We start from the raw sequence: 14,698 nt of genomic DNA, 5'->3' as shown, positions 1-14,698 counted from the left end.
TCGGTTCCGGCTCAGGCCCGGCGCGGCAGGGGCAGCGGGGCGCCCATCACGGCGTACGGCTTGGGGGCGCTGGGGAACAGGACGCGGCGCGCCAGGTCGGTGTAGCCGAGCGAGCGGTACAGGCCGCGGGCCGGGCTCTCGACGTCGATCGCGGAGAGGATCGAGCGGGGCTCGGGGACGCCCTCCATGATGGTGGTGATCAGCGTGCGGCCGATGCCGCGGTTCTGGTGGCCGGGGTGCACGTGCAGTTCGGTGATGACGAAGGAGTCGTCGAGCCAGTCGTCCAGGTCCCTGCCGCGCAGGTACGGCTCGACGACCGTCGACCACCAGTGGCGGCGGTCGTTGGGCATGCCGTAGACGAACCCGACGAGCCGGTCGTCGGGGGTGGTCGCGCCGAACGAGCGGGCGCCCGGGTACGTGAGGTGGCGCAGGACGATCTGGCGCCGCACGGCGACCTCGTCGCCGCTCAGCCCGAAGGCGTGGGCCTGGACCTCCAGCGCTTCGTCCACCCGCGCGGCGAGGTCGAGGGGCCCGATCACGACGTCGTCAGTCATGGGGCGACCCTACTTCGCGCCGCCGCGCTTCTGAACAGGGCGCTCGGTGCGGGCGGGGGCCGGTCCCGCGCGTCAGAACAGGACGCTCATGAACGCGCCGACTTCGCTGAAGCCGACGCGTCGGTACGCCGCTCTGGCCGCGGTGTTGTAGTCGTTGACGTACAGGCTGACCACGGGGGCGACGTCCGCGAGGGCGTAGCGCAGGACGGCCGCCATGCCGGGTGCGGCGAGGCCGCGGCCTCGGTACTCGGGCGCCACCCAGACGCCCTGGACCTGGCAGGCCTGGGTCGTGGCGGCGCCGATCTCCGCCTTGAAGACGACCTTGCCGTGCTGGTCGAGGCGGGCGAAGGAGCGGCCCGAACCGACGAGTTCGGCGACGCGGGCCTGGTAGAGGAGCCCGCCGTCGCCGGCCATCGGCGATACGCCGACCTCCTCCGTGAACATCGCCACGCACGCCGGCATGATCGCGTCCATCTCGTCCTTGCGTACGCGGCGGACGTAGGGGTCGGGGGCGATGTCGTCCGGGAGCCGGTCGGTGACCATCAGAGGCTGCTGGGCGCGGACCTCGCGGGCGGGGCCCCAGGACGGTTCGAGGAGTCGCCACAGCTGGGCGGTGGAGGCCGCGGGGCCGACGATGGAGGAGCAGCGGCGGCCGGCCCTGCGGGCGCGGTCGGCGAAGCCGCGGACGGCTCGCGGGGTCGCGCAGATCGGGACGAGGTTGGCGCCCGCGTAGCAGAGGGACTCCAGCATGCCGTCCTCGTACCAGCCCCACATCTCGCCGCCGAGGCGCCAGGGGTCGAGGCCGGCCACCTGGACGCGGGCGGTCACGAAGGCGTTCGCGACCGGCTCGCGGCCGAGCACGGCGAGCGCGGCGTCCAGGTCACTCGGTTCGAGGACCCGGGTGGTGGTCTGAGTCAACACGTGCGGGGGCCTCACCATACGCGGTTTGCTGATCTCCGCACTGTACCTGGCGGGGGCGCCTTGTGCGGGGGGCGCCTTTTGTCCGTCCCGGGTGGGGGGTGTGGGCGGCTTTCCCCCCGGTGGGGGTGGTGCCGCTGCGCGGCGGGCTTCTCGCGTGGGGGCTCGTGGGCGGCGCTTCCCGGGCGGGGGCTTTTCGCCGCTGCGCGGCGGGGCTCCGCCTGGGGGTTCGTGGGCGGCTCTCCCTCCGGCGGGGGCTATGCACCGATGCGCGGCGAGGCTCCACCTGAGGACTCATGGGCGGGTCTGCTCTGGTGGGGGCTTTCGCCGCTTCGCGGCGGGTCTCCCACCCACCCGCCCGTTTGCCCCGTGTGGGGCTGTGCCGTAGGAGCGGGGCGGGGTTTGTGCGGGGATGGTGCGGCGAGACGGGTGGGTGGGTGGGAAGCATCCGCCGCGAAGCGGCGGGACAGTGGCGCACCGCGCGGAACAGCACCCCGCAGGCGACGGCCGTCGCGGAGCGGTGGGGCAGGGGCGCGCCGGGCGGCTTGTGCGGGGCGAGACGGGGGGTGGGAGGCGTCCGTCGCGGCGGGGCCGCGCGGGGCGGGGGGCGTATCGAGATGTGTGACCCCCGCGGCACGGTGGGGGCAGGGCGCGTATCGAGAGGAGTGACCCCCGCGGCGCGGGGACACGTGTGCCCCGGCGCTCTGGGAGCGGCGGGGCATCGGCGTGGAGGGGGCGGGTCAGCCTGCGACGGCGACCGTCGGCTCGCCGGAGGCGACGCCGTCCTTCTCCATCTGTTCGGCGATCTTCAGCGCCTCTTCGATGAGGGTCTCCACGATCTTCGACTCGGGGACGGTCTTGATGACCTCGCCCTTGACGAAGATCTGGCCCTTGCCGTTGCCGGAGGCGACACCGAGGTCGGCCTCGCGGGCCTCACCCGGGCCGTTCACCACGCAGCCCATGACGGCGACGCGGAGCGGGACCTCCATGCCGTCCAGGCCGGCCGTGACCTCCTCGGCCAGCTTGTAGACGTCCACCTGGGCGCGGCCGCAGGAGGGGCAGGAGACGATCTCCAGGCGGCGCTGGCGGAGGTTCAGGGACTCCAGGATCTGCATGCCGACCTTGATCTCCTCCGCCGGAGGGGCGGAGAGCGAGACGCGGATCGTGTCGCCGATGCCCTCGGAGAGCAGCGCGCCGAAGGCGACCGCCGACTTGATCGTGCCCTGGAACGCCGGGCCCGCCTCGGTGACGCCGAGGTGCAGGGGGTAGTCGCACTGGGCGGCCAGCTGGCGGTAGGCGTTGACCATGACCACCGGGTCGTTGTGCTTCACCGAGATCTTGATCTCCCGGAAGTCATGCTCCTCGAAGAGCGACGCCTCCCAGAGGGCGGACTCGACCAGTGCCTCGGGGGTCGCCTTGCCGTACTTCTTCAGGAGGCGCGCGTCGAGGGAGCCCGCGTTGACACCGATGCGGATCGGCGTGCCCGCGTCCTTGGCGGCGCGCGCGATCTCCTTCACCTTGTCGTCGAACTGCTTGATGTTCCCGGGGTTCACGCGGACCGCCGCGCAGCCCGCGTCGATCGCCGCGAATACGTACTTCGGCTGGAAATGGATGTCGGCGATCACCGGGATCTGCGACTTCCGCGCGATCGTCGACAGCGCGTCCGCGTCATCCTGCGTCGGGCAGGCCACTCGTACGATCTGGCAGCCCGACGCCGTCAGCTCCGCGATCTGCTGCAGCGTCGCACCGATGTCCGACGTACGCGTCGTCGTCATCGACTGGACCGACACCGGCGCGTCCCCACCGACAGCCACCGAGCCGACCTGGATCTTGCGGCTGACCCTTCGGTCGGCGAGCTTGGTCGGAACGGACGGGATTCCGAGCGATACGGCAGTCATCTGGCGAGCATCCCCAAGAGTGTGGATTCACAGAGTGTGGGTCACAAGAGTGTGGATCTGGGTCCCGAGATCGACGGGCTCCAGGCTTCGAGATTACGGCACCCCGGGCGGCGCGGGCACACCCCGTCCGTAAGTCCACCCAATGGAGGGCGGCCCGGCACATAAAGTGCCGGGCCGCCGCAAACTTCGTAGAACTAGGAGATTCTCACCGGATTCACCACGTCCGCGATGAGCACGAGGATCGTGAAGCAGATGAAGATCCCGGCCACCACATAGGCGACCGGCATCAGCTTCGCCACGTCGAACGGGCCGGGGTCGGGGCGGCGCAGGACCTTCGCCACGTTGCGGCGCACGGACTCCCACAGGGCGCCCGCGATGTGTCCGCCGTCGAGCGGGAGCAGCGGCAGCATGTTGAAGAGGAAGAGCGAGAGGTTGAAGCCCGCGATGAGGAAGAGCATCATCGCGATCTGGTTCTGCGGCGGGATGTCCAGGGTGAACACGTCACCGCCGACGCGGGCGGCGCCGACCACGCCCATCGGCGAGTCCTGCTTGCGCTCTCCGTCGCCGAACGCCGCGTCCCAGAGGTCCGGGACCTTGGACGGCAGGGCGATGATCGACTCGACGCCGTTCTCCATCATGTCGCCCATGCGCTCCACGGAGTCGCCGAAGGACTGCTGGACGATGCCGGTGGCGGGGGTGAAGCCGAGGAAGCCCGCGTAGACGTACTTGCCCTCGACGTACGCGCCGTCGCCGTCGGTCTTGGTGACCTGGTTCTTGATCAGGTTCGCGTGCAGGTCCACGCGCTCGCCGTCGCGCTCGACCGTGATGGTGGCCGGGCCGATGGTGTCGCGGATCTTGGTCTGGAGCGTGGACCAGTCGTCCACGGACCGACCCTGGAAGGCGACGATCTTGTCGCCCGGCTTGAGCCCCGCCGCCTTGGCGGGCGCGGCCTTGTCGCCCTTCTCGCACTTGGCGCGGTTCTCGCTCTGCTGGATGACGCAGTCCGAGACCTTGCTGACCTGGGTCGTCTGGCTGCTGATGCCGAACGTCATCATCACGCCGAGGAAGATCGCCACGGCGAGGACGAGGTTCATGAAGGGGCCCGCGAACATCACGATCACGCGCTTCCACGGCTTGCGCGTGTAGAAGAGGCGGGTCTCGTCGCCGGGCCTGAGCTCCTCGAAGGCCGCCGAGCGGGCGTCCTCGATCATGCCGCGCCAGGGCGAGGTGGAGCGTGCCTCTATGCGGCCGTCGGCGCCCGGCGGGAACATGCCGATCATGCGGATGTAGCCGCCGAGGGGGATGGCCTTGATGCCGTACTCGGTGTCGCCCTTCTTGCGCGAGAACAGGGTCGGGCCGAAGCCGACCATGTACTGCGGCACGCGGATGCCGAACATCTTGGCGGTCGACAGGTGCCCCAGCTCGTGCCAGGCGATCGAGAAGAGCAGCCCGATCACGAAGACGACTATCCCGAGGATCATCATCAAGGTCGTCATGCACGAGCCTCCGCGGTCGTCTTGGCTGCCAGTTCGCGTGCCCGAGCGCGCGCCCAGGTCTCCGCTTCGAGGACGTCCGCGACGGTCAGGGAAGTTCCCGCTGACGGGGTGCCGTGTTCCGCCACGACCTTCGTCACCGTCTCCATGATGCCGTTGAAGGGCAGCGCGCCCTTGAGGAACGCGTCCACGCACTCCTCGTTGGCGGCATTGAACACCGCCGGGGCCGTGCCCGCGAGCTCTCCGACGTGCCGGGCGAGCCCGACCGACGGGAACGCGTCGTTGTCGAGCGGGAAGAACTCCCAGCTGGACGCCTTCGTCCAGTCGAAGGCGGGCGCCGCGTCGGGCACCCGCTCGGGCCAGCCGATGCCGATGGCGATCGGGCCGCTCATGTCGGGCGGAGTCGCCTGGGCGAGGGTCGATCCGTCGGTGAACTCGACCATGGAGTGCACGTACGACTGGGGGTGGACGACGACCTCGATGCGGTCGAAGGGGATGTCGTAGAGGAGGTGCGCCTCGATGACCTCAAGACCCTTGTTGACCAGCGTCGCGGAGTTGATGGTGATCACCGGGCCCATGGCCCAGGTGGGGTGCGCCAGCGCGTCCTTGGGGGTGACGTGCGCGAGATCGGCCTTCGTACGTCCCCGGAAGGGTCCGCCGGAAGCGGTGACGACGAGCTTGCGTACGTCCGCGCGGGAGCCGGCGGCGAGCGCCTGGAAGAGGGCCGCGTGCTCGGAGTCGACCGGGATGATCTGGCCGGGCTTGGCGATCGCCTTGACGAGGGGGCCGCCGACGATGAGCGATTCCTTGTTGGCGAGCGCCAGGGTGCGGCCCGCTTCGAGGGCGGCGAGCGTCGGCGCGAGGCCGATGGAGCCGGTGATGCCGTTGAGGACCGTGTGGCAGTCGGACGCGGCGAGCCGCGTCGCGGCGTCGGGCCCGGCCAGGATCTCCGGGAGCGGCTCCCCCGCGTCGTACTGCCCCTGGAGGGCTTCCCGCAGCGCCGGTACGACGTCCTCGCGGGCGACCGCGACGGTCTTCACCCGCAGCCGGCGGGCCTGCTCGGCGAGGAGGCCGACGCGGCCGCCCGCGGCGGAGAGCGCGGTGACGCGGAAGCGGTCGGGGTTGCGCAGGACGAGATCGATGGCCTGGGTGCCGATCGAACCCGTCGAGCCGAGGATGACGATGTCCCGCGGGCCGTCCCCGTCGGTGAGGGAGACGGGGTCGAAGACGAGATGCGGGTCGGCGAGGGGAGATGGGCTGTCGCTCATGCCCCCCATTGTGGCCGCTGCACCTCTCCGCCCGGACCGCGCGGGGCCGGATGTGGCGTACGTGGCGTGTGGGGCGGGCGTGCGAGGTCGCCTTGTACGACGCCCTCCGCCGTGTCGACCGTGGGCGCGCTGAAGCGGAGCCGGGCCGTGGGCTGACGGGGCTGGAGGCCGTCGGCGCTGAACTCGACCGCGTCCTCGGCGGGCCGGTCCCGCTGTTCGACGTGGACGTCCAGGTTGAACAGGTAGCCGACGGACTCTTCCTTGATGGCGTCCATCATCGCGGTGAAGAGGTCGAAGCCCTCGCGCTGGAACTCGAAGAGGGGGTCCCTGCCGAGGTAGGAGCGCATCCAGATGCCCTCCTGGAGGTAGTCCATCTCGTACAGGTGCTCGCGCCATTTCCGGTCGAGGACGGAGAGCACCACGCGGCGCTCCAGCTCGCGCATGACGTCCTCGCCGAGCTGTCGTTCGCGTTCCTCGTAGCGCGCGTGGATGTCGTCGATGACGGCCTCGGCGATCAGGAGGGGGGTGAGGTCCGCGCGGGAGCCGGCCCTCTCGTCGAGCTCCTCGGCGGTGACGCCCACGGGGTAGAGCTGGTCGAAGGCGCTCCACAGGCGGTCCAGGTCCCACTCCTCGGCGAAGCCGTCCTCGGTCGCCGCGGCCACGTACGCGTCGATGGTGTCGTCCATGAAGTGGTGGATCTGCTCGCGGAGGTCCTCGCCCTCCAGGACGCGTCGGCGCTCGGCGTAGATGAGGGCGCGCTGGCGGTTGAGGACCTCGTCGTACTTGAGGACGTTCTTGCGGGTCTCGAAGTGCTGCTGTTCGACCTGGGACTGCGCGGAGGCGATGGCGCGGGTCACCATTCTGTTCTCGATGGGGACGTCGTCGGGGACGTTGGCCATCAGCATGACCCGCTCGACCAGCTCGGCGCGGAACAGCCGCATCAGATCGTCGCCGAGCGAGAGGTAGAAGCGGGAGCGGCCCGGGTCGCCCTGGCGGCCGCTGCGGCCGCGCAGCTGGTTGTCGATGCGACGGGACTCGTGCCGCTCGGTGCCGAGGACGTACAGGCCGCCGAGTTTCTTGACCTCGTCGTGCTCGGCGGCGGCCGCCGCCCCGATGCGCTCCAGGGCCTCGCGGTAGTCGTCCGGGGCCGTCTCGGGGGTGAGGTCGCGCTCCTTCAGCTCGGTCTCCGCCATGGCCTCGGGGTTGCCGCCGAGCATGATGTCGGTGCCGCGGCCCGCCATGTTCGTGGCGACGGTGACGGCGCCCCTGCGGCCGGCCTGGGCGACGATCTCGGCCTCGCGCCGGTGGTTCTTGGCGTTGAGCACCTCGTGCGGGATGCCGCGTCGGGTGAGGAGCGCGGAGAGGTGCTCGGACTTCGCCACGGAGACGGTGCCGACCAGGACGGGCTGGCCGGTGCGGTGCCGTTCCGCGATGTCCGTGACGACCGCCTCGAATTTCACGGACTCGTCGCGGTAGATGACGTCGGGCATGTCGGCGCGGACCATCGGCTTGTTGGTGGGGACGGGCACCACATGGAGTTTGTAGATCTGGTGGAATTCGGCGGCCTCGGTCATGGCCGTGCCGGTCATTCCGGAGAGTTTTTCGTAGAGGCGGAAGAAATTCTGGAGGGTGATCGTGGCGAGTGTCTGGTTCTCGTCCTTGATCGTCACGCCTTCCTTGGCCTCTATGGCCTGGTGGACGCCTTCGTTGTAGCGGCGTCCCGCGAGGATACGTCCGGTGTGCTCGTCGACGATGAGGACCTCGCCGTCGGTGACGACGTAGTCCTTGTCCTTCTTGAAGTGCTCCTTCGCCTTGAGCGCGTTGTTCAGCTGGCCTATGAGGGGCGTGTGGGCGGAGTCGTAGAAGTTGTCGATGCCCAGCTGGTCCTCCAGGAATTCCACGCCCCTGTCGAGGATCGCCACGGTGCGTTTCTTCAGGTCGTACTCGTAGTCGTACGCGTCGCGCAGCTCGGCCAGTTCGAGTTTGCCCTGCGGGGTGGTGTACTTCTCCTCCTGGATCGCGATGCCCTTCATCCTCCGCACCGCCTGGGCGAAGAATCCGTACCAGTGCGTGGGCTGATCGGCGGGTCCGGAGATGATCAGCGGGGTGCGTGCCTCGTCGATGAGGATGGAGTCCGCCTCGTCGACGATCGCGAAATGGTGTCCGCGCTGGACGAGTTCGTCTTTCGTCCAGGCCATGTTGTCGCGCAGATAGTCGAAGCCGAATTCGTTGTTGGTGCCGTACGTGATGTCGCAGGCGTATGCGGCGCGGCGCTCGGCCGGGCTCATCTCGGCCTTGATGACGCCGACGGTCAGGCCGAGGAATCGGTAGGCGCGGCCCATCCAGCGGGCGTCGCGCGCGGCGAGGTAGTCGTTGACGGTGACGAGGTGGACGCCCTTGCCGGTCAGCGCGTTCAGATAGGCGGGCAGCGTCGCGGAGAGGGTCTTTCCCTCGCCGGTGTGCATTTCGGCGATGTTGCCGAGGTGCAGGGCGCCGCCGCCCATGATCTGTACGTCGAAGTGGCGCATGCCGAGCGTGCGCCGGGCCGCCTCGCGGACGGTCGCGAAGGCCTCGGGCAGCAGCGCGTCGAGGCTCTCCCCGTCGGCGTACCGCGCTCTGTACTCATCGGTGAGGGAGCGCAGTTCGGCGTCGGAGAGCCGCTCGACTTCCTCCTCGATGGAGTTGACCTGATCTCTTGTGCGTTCCAGGCGGCGCAGCGTTCTGCCTTCGCCCGCGCGCATGATCTTTCCGGTGAGGCGTTCCAGTCTGAGGACGGACAATGGAATTCCCCCCTGATTCCCCGGCCGGTCCGCTCATTGTGGGCGGGGCCCGACTGCCCGGCAAGCGGACCGGTTCAGGGCGGGGTGGAACGCCTCGCGCGGGGCGTATTTCAGCGAATGGGCCGGTGGACGTTGTCGTGTTTGGAGGGGCCGGGGGTGGCTTCCGCGATCCACGGGCCTTCGCCGGACGGGTCGATGACTCCTGCTTCGAGCCAGGTGTAGGTGCCGGAGAGGACGCCCTTGACCACCTTGCGGTCCAGTTCGTCCGTGTTGGTCCACAGGCGGTCGAAGAGTTCGTCGACGCGGATGCGGGACTGGCGGCAGAAGGCGTCGGCCAGCTGGTAGGCCTCGCGGCCGTGTTCTTCTGTGGTGCGCAGGAGTTCGGCGCGCACGCAGGCCGCGCTCATCGCGAAGAGTTCGGCCCCGATGTCGACGATCCGGCCGAGGAAGCCCTGCTTGGACTCCATCTTTCCCTGCCAGCGGGACATGGCGTAGAAGGTGGAGCGGGCCAGCTTGCGGGCGCCGCGCTCCACATAGCGCAGATGGCCGGAGAGGTCCGTGTGGCCGGGCGGGTGGAATTCGGCGTACGAGCGCGGCAGCTGCCCGGGGCCCGCGACGAGTTTCGGCAGCCAGCGCGCGTAGAAGCCGCCGGCCCGCGCGCCCGCCTTCGCCTTGTCGGAGAGGGTCTTGTCGGGGTCGATGAGGTCGCCCGCGACCTTGAGGTGGGCGTCGACGGCCTCGCGGGCGATCAGCAGGTGCATGATCTCCGTGGAGCCCTCGAAGATGCGGTTGATGCGCAGATCCCGCAGGACCTGTTCGGCGGGGACGGCGCGCTCGCCGCGGGCGGCGAGGGACTCGGCGGTCTCGAAGCCGCGGCCGCCGCGGATCTGGACCAGCTCGTCGGCCATCAGGCAGGCCATCTCGGAGCCGTACAGCTTGGCGAGGGCGGCCTCGATGCGGATGTCGTTGCGGTCCTCGTCGGCCATCTGCGAGGAGAGGTCGAGGACGGCTTCCAGGGCGAACGTCGTCGCCGCGATGAAGGAGATCTTCGCGCCGACCGCCTCGTGGAAGGCGACCGGCTTGCCCCACTGCTCACGGGCGGCCGACCACTCGCGGGCGATCTTCAGGCACCACTTGCCGGCGCCGACGCACATGGCGGGCAGCGAGAGCCGCCCGGTGTTGAGGGTGGTGAGGGCGATCTTCAGGCCCGCGCCCTCCGGGCCGATGCGGTTGGCCGCCGGTACGCGCACCTGGTGGAAGCGGGTCACGCCGTTCTCCAGGCCGCGCAGGCCCATGAACGCGTTGCGGTTCTCGACGGTGACGCCGTCGGAGTCCGCCTCGACGACGAAGGCCGTGATGCCGCCCTTGTGCCCCTCGGACTTCGGCACCCGGGCCATCACGACGAGCAGGTCCGCGACGACGCCGTTGGTGGTCCACAGCTTCACGCCGTCCAGGACGTAGTCGTCGCCGTCGGGCACCGCCATGGTGGCGAGGCGCGCCGGGTCCGAGCCGACGTCCGGCTCGGTCAGCAGGAACGCCGTGATGTCGGTGCGGGCGCAGCGCGGCAAGAAGGCGTCCTTCTGCTCCTGCGTACCGAAGATCTTCAGGGGCTGCGGTACGCCGATCGACTGGTGCGCGGAGAGCAGCGCGCCGACCGCGGGGCTCGCGGAGCCGACGAGGGCGAGGGCCTTGTTGTAGTAGACCTGCGTGAGGCCGAGGCCGCCGTACGCCGTGTCGATCTTCATGCCGAGGGCGCCGAGGTCCTTGAGGCCCTTGATGACCTCGTCGGGGATGCGGGCCTCGCGCTCGATGCGGGCCGGGTCGATCTTCGTCTCGCAGAAGTCGCGGAGCCGGGCGAGGAACTCCTCGCCGCGCCGGGCGTCCTCGTCCGGCGGCATCGGATGCGGGTGGACCAGGTCGAGCCGGAAGCGGCCGAGGAAGAGTTCCTTGGCGAAGCTGGGCTTGCGCCAGTCCTGCTCGCGGGCGGCCTCGGCGACCTGCCGGGCCTCGCGTTCGCTCACGGACGGTTTGGGGGTTGGTGCGGTCATGAGGAGCTCACCTCGCCGCGCAGAAGGGTCGGTTACTGACTGGTGCTACTGGATCGTTGGTACCCCATTCGTCCCGAGCCCACCAGTCCTCGCGCAGCGTTCGTACGAGACGCGCGTCGCATGCGTACGACGACGCGCGTCGCATGCGTACGAGAACGGCCGGAGCCCCCGCACAGTGGGCTCCGGCCGTTGTCCTTGGGGACCGGCTGCTTACAGGGCGAGGCCCGTCATCACCATGACCCGCTCGTACGTGTAGTCGTCCATCGCGAAGCGGACGCCCTCACGGCCGACGCCGGACTGCTTGACGCCGCCGTACGGCATCTGGTCGGCGCGGTAGGAGGGGGCGTCGCCGATGACCACGCCGCCGACCTCAAGGGCGCGGTGCGCGCGGAAGGCGGTCCGCAGGTCGTGCGTGAACACGCCCGCCTGGAGGCCGTACTTGGAGTCGTTGACGGCGGCGAACGCCTCCGCCTCGCCGTCCACCTTCTTGAGGGTGAGGACCGGTCCGAAGACCTCCTCGCAGGCGATGGTCACGTCGGCCGGTACGTCGGCGAGCACGGTCGGCGCGTACGTGGCGCCGTCGCGCCTGCCGCCGGTGAGCAGCTGCGCGCCCGCCTTGACGGCCTCGTCGACCCAGGACTCCACCCGCTTGGCGGCGTCCTCGTTGACCAGCGGGCCGACGTCGGTCTTCGGGTCGGACGGGTCGCCGGTGACCTGGGCCTCGACGGCCTTGACGACGCGCGGCACGAGACGGTCGTAGACGGAGGCGTCGGCGATGACCCGCTGCACGGAGATGCAGGACTGGCCGCCCTGGTAGTTGGAGAAGGTCGCGATGCGCGAGGCGGCCCAGTCCAGGTCCTCCTCCGAGGAGAAGTCGTCGAGGACGACGGCCGCGCCGTTGCCGCCCAGCTCCAGGGTGCAGTGCTTGCGCGGCACCGAGTCCATGATCGCGTAGCCGACCTTGTCGGAGCCGGTGAAGGAGATGACCGGAAGGCGCTCGTCCTGGACGAGGGCGGGCATCTTGTCGTTGGCGACCGGCAGGACCGACCAGGAGCCGGCGGGCAGCTCGGTCTCGGCGAGCAGCTCACCGAGGACGAGGCCGGAGAGCGGGGTCGCCGGGGCGGGCTTCAGGATGATCGGCGCGCCGACGGCGATGGCCGGGGCGATCTTGTGCGCGCAGAGGTTCAGCGGGAAGTTGAACGGCGCGATGCCGAGGACGACGCCCTTGGGGAAGCGGCGCGTCAGGGCGAGGCGGCCCTGACCGCCGGCGTCGGTGTCCAGGCGCTGGGCCTCGCCGCCGTTGAAGCGGCGGGCCTCCTCCGCGGCGAACCGGAAGACGGATACCGCGCGGCCGACCTCACCGCGGGCCCACTTGATCGGCTTGCCGTTCTCGGCGGAGATGAGCTGCGCGATCTCCTCGGTGCGCTCGACGAGCCTGCGGCTCACGTGGTCGAGGGCGGCGGCGCGGGCGTGGGCCGGGGTCGCGGCGAACTCGTCGCGCACGGCGTACGCGGCGGCGACCGCCTCCTCGACCTGGGCGTCGGTCGGGACGGCCGCCTTGGCGACGAGCCGCCCGTCCCAGGGCGAGGTGACGTCGAACGTGGTCTCGCCGGTGGTCTGGCGACCGGCGAGCCAGAAGGCGTGGATGGAAGTCATGTCGAGTCCCGGCCCTTCCGCGGAGGTGTGTCTGGGGGTACGTCCCTCACCGTAGGGGCAGCCGAAGTCGCTGACGTTTGTCCGGCGCGGAGTACTGGCCGGGGGCCTCGCGCCTCTTTGGCAGAGGCGGGGAGGTCAGAGGCCTGAAAGACGCACCCTCAGTCGGAGCCCGCCGACGTCGCCTTCAGTGACAGCCACAGCTCCATGCGGACGTCCGGGTCGTCCAGGGAGCGGCCGAGGATCTCCTCGACCCGGCGCATGCGGTACCGCAGCGTGTGCCGGTGGACGCCGAGGTCCGCCGCCGCCGCGTCCCACTGGCCGTGCCGGGAGAGCCACGCCCGCAGCGAGGCGACGAGGTCGCCGCGGCCCGTCGCGTCGTGTTCGTGCAGCGCCCGCAGGAGCCCGTCCGCGAAGGCCCGCACCGCGTCGTCCGCGAGCAGCGGCAGCACGGACCCGGCGGCCAGTTCCTCGTGCTCGACCAGGGCGCGCCCGCGCCGCCGGGCGACGGACAGCGCCTGCTCGGCCTGCTTGTACGCGGTGGCCGCGGCGATCGGCCCGGCCGGCGCGGACAGGCCCATCACCAGCTCGGCCTCCTCGCCGGACGCCGTGGGCTCCCGCCCTGCCGTGCTCCGCCCGGCCTCCAACGCCGCCGCGTACTCCGCACAGGCCCGCGCCCCCGCGCCGCCGTCCACGACAAGGAGCACCAGCCGCTCCCCGTAGGGGACGACGAGCAGCGCCTCGCCGGAGCGGGCGGCGGCGGCCTCGACGACGTCGACGAGCGCGGCGAGCGGATCGCCGCTCCTGCCGGAGGCGTCGGCCACCACGGCGAGGACCGCGGCGGAGGCGGAGGCGTGGGCGGCGGCCTCCGCCGAGGGACCGGCGCCCTCGCCGCTCTCCTCGGCCCCCGCCGCGCCCGCCCGGACCCGGGCCGCCGACGCGGACGCCACCTCGGCGACGACGAGCCGGAAGGGCGCGTCCAGGAGGCTTCCGTAGAGGTCCCCCGCGACGGTCCGCGCGTGGTCGGGCTCCCCCGCGAGCAGCATCCGCAGGACGGCGGCGCCGATGCGCTGCTCGGCGGCGTGCAGCGAGCGGGACCGCTCCGTGGTGAGCGTCAGGAGTGCGATCGCGGAGTGCACCGCGTACCGCTCGGCGGTGCCGAGGGTCGAGGCCGTGCCGACGGCGAGCGCGGCGCGCGGCCTGCGTCCGGTGCCGAGCGAGTGCAGCTCCACGCGGTCCTCGGCGCCCGCGACGACGGAGCTGGCGGGCGCGGGCCGCTCCCTGAGGCGTTCGACGTCGGCGGTGAGCCGGGCGGCCCGGCGCGTGGCCCACTCCGGCGCGGTGGCGACGACGGCGCCGGACGCGTCGTACAGCGCGGCCCATCCGTCGACCTGCCCGGCGAGCGCGAGGAGCAGCCCTTCGGGGCCGTCGCTCAGCGCCTGCTTGGTCAGTTCGCGCTGGGCGGCGAAGCCCGCGGTCACGGCGCGGTACTGCTCGGCGGCGATGGCGGCGGACACGGCCTTGCTGATGGCGAGGAACGGCGTGCGCCGCGGCACCTCGATGAGCGGCAGGTCCGCTTCGGTGGCGGCGTCGAGCAGGGCCTTCGGGATGTCGGGGTAGTGGACGCCGACGGCGAAGCCGAGGCCGACGACTCCGGCGCCCGCGAGCCGTTTCACGTAGCGCCGCATGGTCTCCGGGTCCTCCGCGTCCAGCTTGAGCGCGGTGATCAGGAGCAGCTCGCCGCCCTCCATGTAGGGGACGGGGTCGGCGAGTTCGCTGGCGTGCGCCCAGCGCACGGGGGTGTCCAGGCGTTCCTCGCCCGCACGCACGGTCAGTTTGAGCGCGGAGTGGTGGACGAGCGAGGCGAGCGTGGGCGGCATGGGACCTTCAGGTCTGCGGCAGGCGGGGCGGGGGCTTCCCGGCGGACCCGAGGGGCCGAGGCCCGGTGGCCGGGCGCCGGGATGTGGATCTTTTGGCCGGTCCGTATGAACGGCCTATGTCGATTCTGCCTCACCGTACGGTGAGGAGAAGACCGATTGCCCCGGATGTACGACGCCGGGCGCGCGCCGGGCGCCGCCCCTTGTGG

At 71.0% G+C, this 14,698-nt stretch carries 9 protein-coding genes; all 9 read right to left on the bottom strand.

Features of this window, described 5'->3' with window-relative positions; translation table 11 throughout:
• Positions 1-11 precede the first annotated feature (11 nt).
• Positions 12-554, bottom strand: coding sequence for a GNAT family N-acetyltransferase (locus ACWDVB_RS08210; RefSeq protein WP_451519993.1), 543 nt, complete (start codon positions 552-554; stop codon positions 12-14).
• Between the two features lie 72 nt (positions 555-626).
• The gene (locus ACWDVB_RS08205) at positions 627-1,475 is read right to left on the bottom strand and encodes a GNAT family N-acetyltransferase (RefSeq protein WP_451519992.1); all 849 of its coding nucleotides are present in this window, start codon (positions 1,473-1,475) and stop codon (positions 627-629) included.
• A gap of 737 nt (positions 1,476-2,212) precedes the next feature.
• Positions 2,213-3,370: a flavodoxin-dependent (E)-4-hydroxy-3-methylbut-2-enyl-diphosphate synthase gene (ispG, locus tag ACWDVB_RS08200; RefSeq protein ID WP_451519991.1), complete on the bottom strand. Its 1,158-nt coding sequence runs from the start codon at positions 3,368-3,370 to the stop codon at positions 2,213-2,215.
• Between the two features lie 194 nt (positions 3,371-3,564).
• Positions 3,565-4,866, bottom strand: a complete 1,302-nt coding sequence (locus tag ACWDVB_RS08195) for a M50 family metallopeptidase (RefSeq protein ID WP_451515861.1) — start codon at positions 4,864-4,866, stop codon at positions 3,565-3,567.
• A complete protein-coding gene (dxr, locus tag ACWDVB_RS08190) occupies positions 4,863-6,131 on the bottom strand; it encodes a 1-deoxy-D-xylulose-5-phosphate reductoisomerase (protein ID WP_451515860.1) in 1,269 nt (422 codons plus the stop codon). The genes ACWDVB_RS08195 and dxr overlap by 4 nt, the downstream gene beginning before the upstream one ends.
• Positions 6,128-8,872 carry a preprotein translocase subunit SecA gene (secA, locus tag ACWDVB_RS08185; RefSeq protein ID WP_451515868.1) on the bottom strand — a complete coding sequence of 915 codons (2,745 nt, stop codon included), beginning with the start codon at positions 8,870-8,872 and terminating at the stop codon, positions 6,128-6,130. The genes dxr and secA overlap by 4 nt, the downstream gene beginning before the upstream one ends.
• A 149-nt stretch (positions 8,873-9,021) precedes the next feature.
• Positions 9,022-10,959 carry an acyl-CoA dehydrogenase family protein gene (locus ACWDVB_RS08180; protein ID WP_451515859.1) on the bottom strand — a complete coding sequence of 646 codons (1,938 nt, stop codon included), beginning with the start codon at positions 10,957-10,959 and terminating at the stop codon, positions 9,022-9,024.
• Between the two features lie 210 nt (positions 10,960-11,169).
• Complete coding sequence (locus ACWDVB_RS08175; protein WP_451515858.1) at positions 11,170-12,615, bottom strand: aldehyde dehydrogenase family protein; 1,446 nt, start codon at positions 12,613-12,615, stop codon at positions 11,170-11,172.
• A 158-nt stretch (positions 12,616-12,773) separates the two neighbouring features.
• Positions 12,774-14,492 carry a PucR family transcriptional regulator gene (locus ACWDVB_RS08170; protein ID WP_451515857.1) on the bottom strand — a complete coding sequence of 573 codons (1,719 nt, stop codon included), beginning with the start codon at positions 14,490-14,492 and terminating at the stop codon, positions 12,774-12,776.
• Positions 14,493-14,698: the final 206 nt, after the last annotated feature.

Source organism: Streptomyces sp. NPDC003379 (genome assembly GCF_053589195.1).
Note: the sequence above shows the minus strand (reverse complement) of the source record. Positions and strands in the feature narration are given on the sequence as shown.